The sequence below is a fragment of the uncultured Arthrobacter sp. genome (assembly GCF_902805515.1).
GTDB lineage: Bacteria > Actinomycetota > Actinomycetes > Actinomycetales > Micrococcaceae > Arthrobacter_D.
In genome coordinates this window covers 1-5,833 of sequence record NZ_CADCTE010000178.1, presented here as the reverse complement: position 1 = coordinate 5,833, position 5,833 = coordinate 1, and the positions used below count along the sequence as shown (strand labels likewise).

Sequence of the window (5,833 nt, the reverse complement as noted above, 5' to 3'; positions counted from 1 at the left end):
GAAGCAGGCCACTGCCCGCAGTCGGGAGCGGGCCGGCGCCCGCCGCCGGGAACGGCCCACTCCCCGCCGCCGGGAGCGGGCCGGTGGTCTTCCCCGGGACCGGCCAGCTGGTGCTGGTCGGCGGCGTGGGCGCCCAGGACCTGCAGGTGGTCCACGATCCGGGAGAGCTCCTCAATACGGGTGATGGTGTCGGCGGCCTCCCGGCGCCCCAGCAGCAGGAACCGCGAGGCGAAATCGGCGGCAAATCCCGTGAGCCCGGCATGCACCCCGGAGAGGAACTCCCCGGCGCCCGAAGGGAACTCCCCGGGGCCGGAGAACAGTTCCCCGGTGCCCGGATGCTCCTCGATCGGTGCCGTTGCCATGCGCCAATTCTATCGAACTGGTGTTCGAATCCAGCCTGAAAAGGGCCATTGTGGAGGAACAGTGGGACCCGAGGATATCCACAGGCGGGGCGGCCTTTTGGAGCTGGTGCGAGGGTGCCCCCTGAGGGCTCCGGCGGAGTGCCATGGCCAAAAAAGCAGGGGAAACTCCTTGACCCCGAAAGGCAAGGAGGACTACATTTTTAATTATCAACCAACTGGTTGATCAACTGACAGGTAGATAATGAAGCAAGGATCAGAGGAGCAGCTCAACTCGGCATTTGCTGCCCTCGCAGACCCTGTACGCCGGGCCCTCATCGCCCGGTTGTCCCGAGGCCCTGCGACGGTCAACGAACTGGCTGAACCGTTCCCCATCACCAAGCAGGCCGTCTCGAAGCACATTCAGGTGCTTGAGCAGTCAGGGTTGATCACCCGCACCCGGGAGGGACAACGACGTCCCTGCCACCTTGATCCGGCTGCGCTGGAGGCATTGACCAGTTGGATCGACACTCACCGGCTCACCGTCGAGCGACAGTTCCGCCGCCTCGACACAGTGCTCGACACACTCAAGGAGAAGGAATCATGAGCAACGCAACAGTGATCACTGCAGTTCCGGACCTGCCGTTCATCGACATCGTCCGCGAGTATGACGCCCCGCGCGAACTCGTGTACCGCGCCTACAGCGACCCCGAACTGGTGGTGCAGTGGCTCGGCCCGGACCGGCTCACCATGGAACTGGGTGAGTACGACGTGCGGGACGGCGGATCGTGGTCCTTTGTGCACCGCGACACCGACGGCACGGGATATGGGTTCCGCGGCGTCTTCCATTCGGCAACCCCTCCGGAGCGGATCATCCAGACCTTCGAGTTCCTCGGAGCCCCCGGCTACGTCAGCATCGAGAGCGTGACCTTCGAAGAGCTTGAGGGAGGTCGGACCCGCGCCGTGGCCCACGCCGTCTACCCGACGATGGAGGCCCGTGACGCAATGATCGAAAACGGAATGGAAGGCGGCGTCATCGAGGGCAACAACCGCCTCGACAAGATCCTTGCCCGTTTGCAGGAACACGCCGACAGTAACTAGGCGCGCGGATCGGGGCCTGCTTCCGTCAGCTTCCGGACGGGAGGAGGCCCCGACGCGGGTTCGTGCGGTACCAGGCGAGCGTCCGCCGAATCCCCGTTTGATAGTCCGTGACGCTGCCGGGCCCGACGACGGCACGGAACCGTGACGCGTCGACCACGTGCGGCTGTTGGAATTGATACAGCATCTCGGCTCCCTCCCGCGCCACCGGCGAAACCGTGCCCAGTGCGCGGACGAGGCCGGGTCCAAACCTGCGGACCGGCAGGGGGCGCTGGATCTCAAGGGAAATCATCCGGATGAACTCCCGGGCGGTCACGGCCGGCGGAGTGGGAATGAGCCAGGCGCGGCCCAGGGTCGACTCACGCTCGGCGAGGTCGACCAGCCCAGAGGCAAAGTCATCGATGAACGTCGGCGCCAGTGGTTCGTCGAAGCTGCCGATCCAGAGCGCCGGCCCCCGTCCCACGGCGGGCCCGAAGAGATTGCGCCCCAGCAGCGACTCGACAGCCGGCCCATACAGCTCGGTCGCTCTGCCGATCACCGTCTCGACCCGCCCCTGGGCGTGTGCGGCAAGCACCCGCTCGGCCAGCCAGGCGCGCAGCAGCCCCTTGTTGCTGACCGGGCGCGGCGGAAGGTCCTCGGTCATGGGGCCGGTCACCCTGCCATACATCCAGGTGTCGTCGACGAAGACCAGACGCGCGCCGGCGGCCTCCGCGCCGGCCAGGGTGCCGTCGACGGCGGCAGGGAAGTCCTCCCGCCACCGCGGAAGGGGTGGGTTGACCGCGTTGTACACGACGCCGGCATCCCGGAACGCGGCGACCATGCTGCCGGCATCCAGCGCGTTCCCGGCCACTACTTCGACCCCGGCGGGCATGGCGGCCGTGCCGCTGCGGTTCACCGCACGGACCCGCCTGCCCCGACGGAGGAGTTCACGCACCAAGGCACGGCCGGTGCCGCCGGTTGCCCCGACAACGACGTGGATCTTCTCGACAAGATTCGGATCCATGGCCTAATCCTGCCCGCCGGCCCGGCCCGGCGCGGGTGCACCTGCGGCCGCCGCGCTCCGCGAACGGCGTGGACCCTCGCCCAGGCGTCCCCGGGTCGCGGCGATCACGATGACGCCGACGACGGCGGACACCAGGAGATGGACCGGTCCGAAGTTCTCCCCCGGAAAGAGCAGCGGAAGCATTCCATCCCCGGGCCACTCCCGGACCGCCACCGCGTTCCCCACAGCATGGAAAAGCCCCACGAGGAGCAGGCTCGAAGTGCGGTTGTAGAGCCAGCCTGTCACCGCCCGAAAGGGGATCGCGAGCAGGGTGAGCACCAGCAGCAGGACGAGTGTTGCCGCGAACGATCCTCCTGCCACGAGCGCGGCATGCTGCAGCGCGAAGAGGGGCGCCGTGAGGAGTGCTGCACGCAGGGCGCCGTGCCGCTGCTGCAGCCGCACCTGCACAAAGCCCGTCCACGCCACCTCCTCCCAGAGATTGCTGGTGATGAGGCCAAGCACTGTCTGCAGCACCAGGCCCTGCAGCACGGCCGCCGTAATGACCGGCCCGGACGCACCTGGCGGGCCCGCAAGGAGGAGCGCGAGAACGAGTCCTCCCAGTGGCACCACGACAACGGCGAACACATACCACCAAGGGTTCCGTCGCCAGATGAGGATGCGGTCCCGGAGGGCCCGAAGTCCTGCGCGCCCGTCACACAGCCAGGTGAGGACAAGTGCGGGCAGCAGGAGCCCGATGAGGTTGCTCGCCGTGACAAAGAGCGGCATGGAGAGCTGCAGCCCCTGCGCTTCGGCGATGCGCGGAAGGAAGGCAAGCAGCTGCCCCACGGTGAAGAACCACACGAGCAGTGCGGCGATGGGATGGCGTCGAATCTTCTCGGTCATAACGGCACTCCACTCTCGAGCGCAGCAGGCAGTACCCCTGCGCGAGGCGGCCGCAGCCGCAGTGTGCCTGCCCACCGGCGCATCCTGGCATCAAGAGTACTTTCACCGCCCGGCCCGGAAAACGATTTGCCCCCTGGGGCCGTTCCACTCTTGACGTCGAGGCCGTGGCCGCCCTGCGGGACCGCAGCGGCTCTTGACCGGTCAAGGCGTCGGGCTTATAGTTACTGTAAGCAACGAAGTGAATTGCGAACCGCATCGACGATCCCGGCCGCCGCTGTTCTCACAGCGCGCCGCGGGAAGCGCCATGGCGGCGTCTCCGCCGGGCGGGCCGGATATCGAGGTGCGCATCCCTCCCGGCTCCGTTGGCTTCATCCGGCTGCCTCATCCATCCATAACTTCGGCTACGAATCACCCCAAGCTCCGGAACTCCAGCTGCAGGAACCTCGGCTGCAGGACCCCAGAGCTGCACGATCCCTCGACGGGCAACGACGACCGCCAGCCATCACCGACCCCTGTCGGCAACACCGGAAGCACAATGGCACACTCAACGGCACGTTCAACGACACCATCACAGACACATGCAACAGCCGGCACGGGAGAAGCACCTCCAACGGTCGAGCCCGCAATTGTCCAGGCGCCCGCCATGTCCCATGCGCAGATCCTGCAGGCCCTGACCGGACTGCTCGCGGCACTGTTTACGGCGATCCTCAGCAGCACCATCGTTGCCAACGCCCTGCCCACGATCATGGCCGACCTCAACGGCTCCCAGACGGACTTCGCCTGGGTCATCACGGCAGCGCTCCTGGCCAATGCCGCCACCACCCCCATCTGGGGAAAGTTCGCCGACCTGTTCGACAAGAAGCTCATGGTGCAGCTCAGCATCGTCATCTTCGTCGCGGGCTCGGTGCTGGCGGGCCTCGCCTCCACCATTCCGGTGCTCCTGACGGCCCGGGTCATCCAGGGCATCGCCATGGGCGGCCTCACGGCACTGGCGATGGCCGTCATCGGCACCATCATCCCGCCGCGCGATCGCGGCCGGTACTCGGGCTACCTCGGCGGTGTCATGGCCGTCGCCACGGCCGGCGGGCCGCTGCTCGGCGGCTTCATCGTGGACTCACCGCTGGGCTGGCGCTGGACCTTCTTCGTCTGCGTCCCGCTCGCCGTCGTCGCCCTGATCCTGCTGCAGTTCACCCTCAAGCTTCCCCACATCCGCCGCAGGGTCAGCATCGACTGGGCCGGCTCGATCCTCCTCACCGCTGGCGTGAGCCTCGCGCTGATCTGGGTGTCGTTCGCCGGCAAGGCCGGATACTACGAGTGGTTCTCCTGGGAGAGCGCCGCAATGGTCGGCGGAAGCGTCGTCCTGCTCGGGCTCCTGCTCCTCGTCGAGACCCGCGTGGCCGAGCCCATCATCCCGCTGAAAATCATCTCCGAGCGCACGACGGCGCTTGCCATTCTCGCCTCCATCGCCGTCGGGATCGCGCTCTTCGCGTCCTCGACTTACCTCGGCCAGTACTACCAGGTGGCACGCGGCGCCACACCCACCGAGGCCGGCCTGCTGACCCTGCCCATGATCGCCGGCAACCTCATCGGCTCGGTCGGCGCGGGGCAGCTCGTGTCCCGGTTCGGCAAGTGGAAGCGGTTCCTCATCCTTGGCGCCGTCTTCCTCATCGCCGGGCTCGGCCTCTCCGGAACCATCGACCACCTCACCGACCTCCGGCTCGTTGGCGTCTACACCTTCCTCTTCGGCATGGGCCTTGGCCTGATGCTGCAGAACCTCGTCCTGGCCGTGCAGAACACCGTGGCCCTGAAGAATGTCGGCTCCGCCAGCGCCTCCGTCGCGTTCTTCCGCTCGATCGGCGGCGCGGCCGGCGTCGCCGTGCTTGGCGCCATCCTCGGCACGCAGGTCACCAACCGGACCACCGAGGGCCTCGCCGTGGCAGGAGTGCCGAGCGACCCCTCCGGTGCGGCCGGCGGAAGCCTCGACCTGGTGAATCTGCCGGAGCCGGTCGCGGAGATCATCCGGGCCGCCTACGGTGACAGCACCGCGCTGATCTTCCTGATCACGGCCGGCTTCGCCGTCCTCGCCCTGGTCTGCGTGCTCTTCATCAAGGAACGGCCGCTGCGGCGCACCGTCGACATGGAGCCGGCCCGGGAATCGATGGACCTGGAGGCATAGGACAAGCTCGGCGTCCGGGCTGGGTGTCCGGGCGCCGGTCAGGGAGAGAACCGCAGGAGCCCGGCGTCGATCACCCGGCGCGTCAACCCCTCGGCCGCCGCCCGCTCCGCCACCAGACGCCCGGCCACACGGGCAGACACCGCCGCGGGACACGCGGCGGCGACGGCGGCCCACAGCTCCGCGACGGTGTCGCAGCGGGTGACGGCCCCGGTGGCGCCACGGAGCTGCCAGGAGTCCCCGGCGGCCAGCACGCGGGGAACCCCCGGCAGCCCGGCGCAGAGGGCATTGACGGCCGAGGCGACCAGGAGGTGCTGACGCAGGGTCCGTACCGGTCCT

Annotated in this window: 7 protein-coding genes; 3 read left to right on the top strand and 4 right to left on the bottom strand. The window is 68.0% G+C overall.

Features of this window, described 5'->3' with window-relative positions:
• The coding region (locus QZX79_RS16500) for a hypothetical protein (protein ID WP_294569984.1) at positions 1 to 362 on the bottom strand (362 nt) is incomplete at its 3' end.
• 241 nt (positions 363 to 603) lie between these two features.
• On the opposite strand from QZX79_RS16500, the gene QZX79_RS16495 reads away from it, so the two are divergent.
• Both QZX79_RS16495 and QZX79_RS16490 read left to right on the top strand, forming a co-directional pair.
• The gene (locus tag QZX79_RS16495) at positions 604 to 945 is read left to right on the top strand and encodes a helix-turn-helix transcriptional regulator (RefSeq protein ID WP_120168776.1); all 342 of its coding nucleotides are present in this window, start codon (positions 604 to 606) and stop codon (positions 943 to 945) included.
• A complete protein-coding gene (locus QZX79_RS16490; RefSeq protein WP_294569980.1) occupies positions 942 to 1,439 on the top strand; it encodes an SRPBCC family protein in 498 nt (165 codons plus the stop codon). The genes QZX79_RS16495 and QZX79_RS16490 overlap by 4 nt, the downstream gene beginning before the upstream one ends.
• A 25-nt stretch (positions 1,440 to 1,464) precedes the next feature.
• Here QZX79_RS16490 and QZX79_RS16485 read toward each other — a convergent pair whose 3' ends face one another.
• Positions 1,465 to 2,439, bottom strand: a complete 975-nt coding sequence (locus tag QZX79_RS16485) for an NAD-dependent epimerase/dehydratase family protein (RefSeq protein WP_294569978.1) — start codon at positions 2,437 to 2,439, stop codon at positions 1,465 to 1,467.
• A gap of 3 nt (positions 2,440 to 2,442) precedes the next feature.
• Positions 2,443 to 3,321 carry a CPBP family intramembrane glutamic endopeptidase gene (locus QZX79_RS16480; RefSeq protein ID WP_294569976.1) on the bottom strand — a complete coding sequence of 293 codons (879 nt, stop codon included), beginning with the start codon at positions 3,319 to 3,321 and terminating at the stop codon, positions 2,443 to 2,445.
• 643 nt (positions 3,322 to 3,964) lie between these two features.
• Between QZX79_RS16480 and QZX79_RS16475 the strand changes: the two genes are divergently transcribed.
• On the top strand, positions 3,965 to 5,497 hold the full coding sequence (locus QZX79_RS16475) for an MFS transporter (RefSeq protein ID WP_294569974.1): 1,533 nt from the start codon (positions 3,965 to 3,967) through the stop codon (positions 5,495 to 5,497).
• 38 nt (positions 5,498 to 5,535) lie between these two features.
• Here QZX79_RS16475 and QZX79_RS16470 read toward each other — a convergent pair.
• Positions 5,536 to 5,833, bottom strand: a 298-nt coding sequence (locus QZX79_RS16470; RefSeq protein ID WP_294569972.1) for a hypothetical protein, incomplete at its 5' end; no start/stop codon positions are given.

What these genes read in the sequence shown, in the direction of transcription:
- QZX79_RS16495 (WP_120168776.1), top strand. Translation starts at nt 604, where the DNA reads ATGAAGCAAGGATCAGAGGAGCAGCTCAACTCGGCATTTGCTGCCCTC.
- QZX79_RS16490 (WP_294569980.1), top strand. Translation starts at nt 942, where the DNA reads ATGAGCAACGCAACAGTGATCACTGCAGTTCCGGACCTGCCGTTCATC.
- QZX79_RS16485 (WP_294569978.1), bottom strand. Translation starts at nt 2,439, where the DNA reads ATGGATCCGAATCTTGTCGAGAAGATCCACGTCGTTGTCGGGGCAACC.
- QZX79_RS16480 (WP_294569976.1), bottom strand. Translation starts at nt 3,321, where the DNA reads ATGACCGAGAAGATTCGACGCCATCCCATCGCCGCACTGCTCGTGTGG.
- QZX79_RS16475 (WP_294569974.1), top strand. Translation starts at nt 3,965, where the DNA reads ATGTCCCATGCGCAGATCCTGCAGGCCCTGACCGGACTGCTCGCGGCA.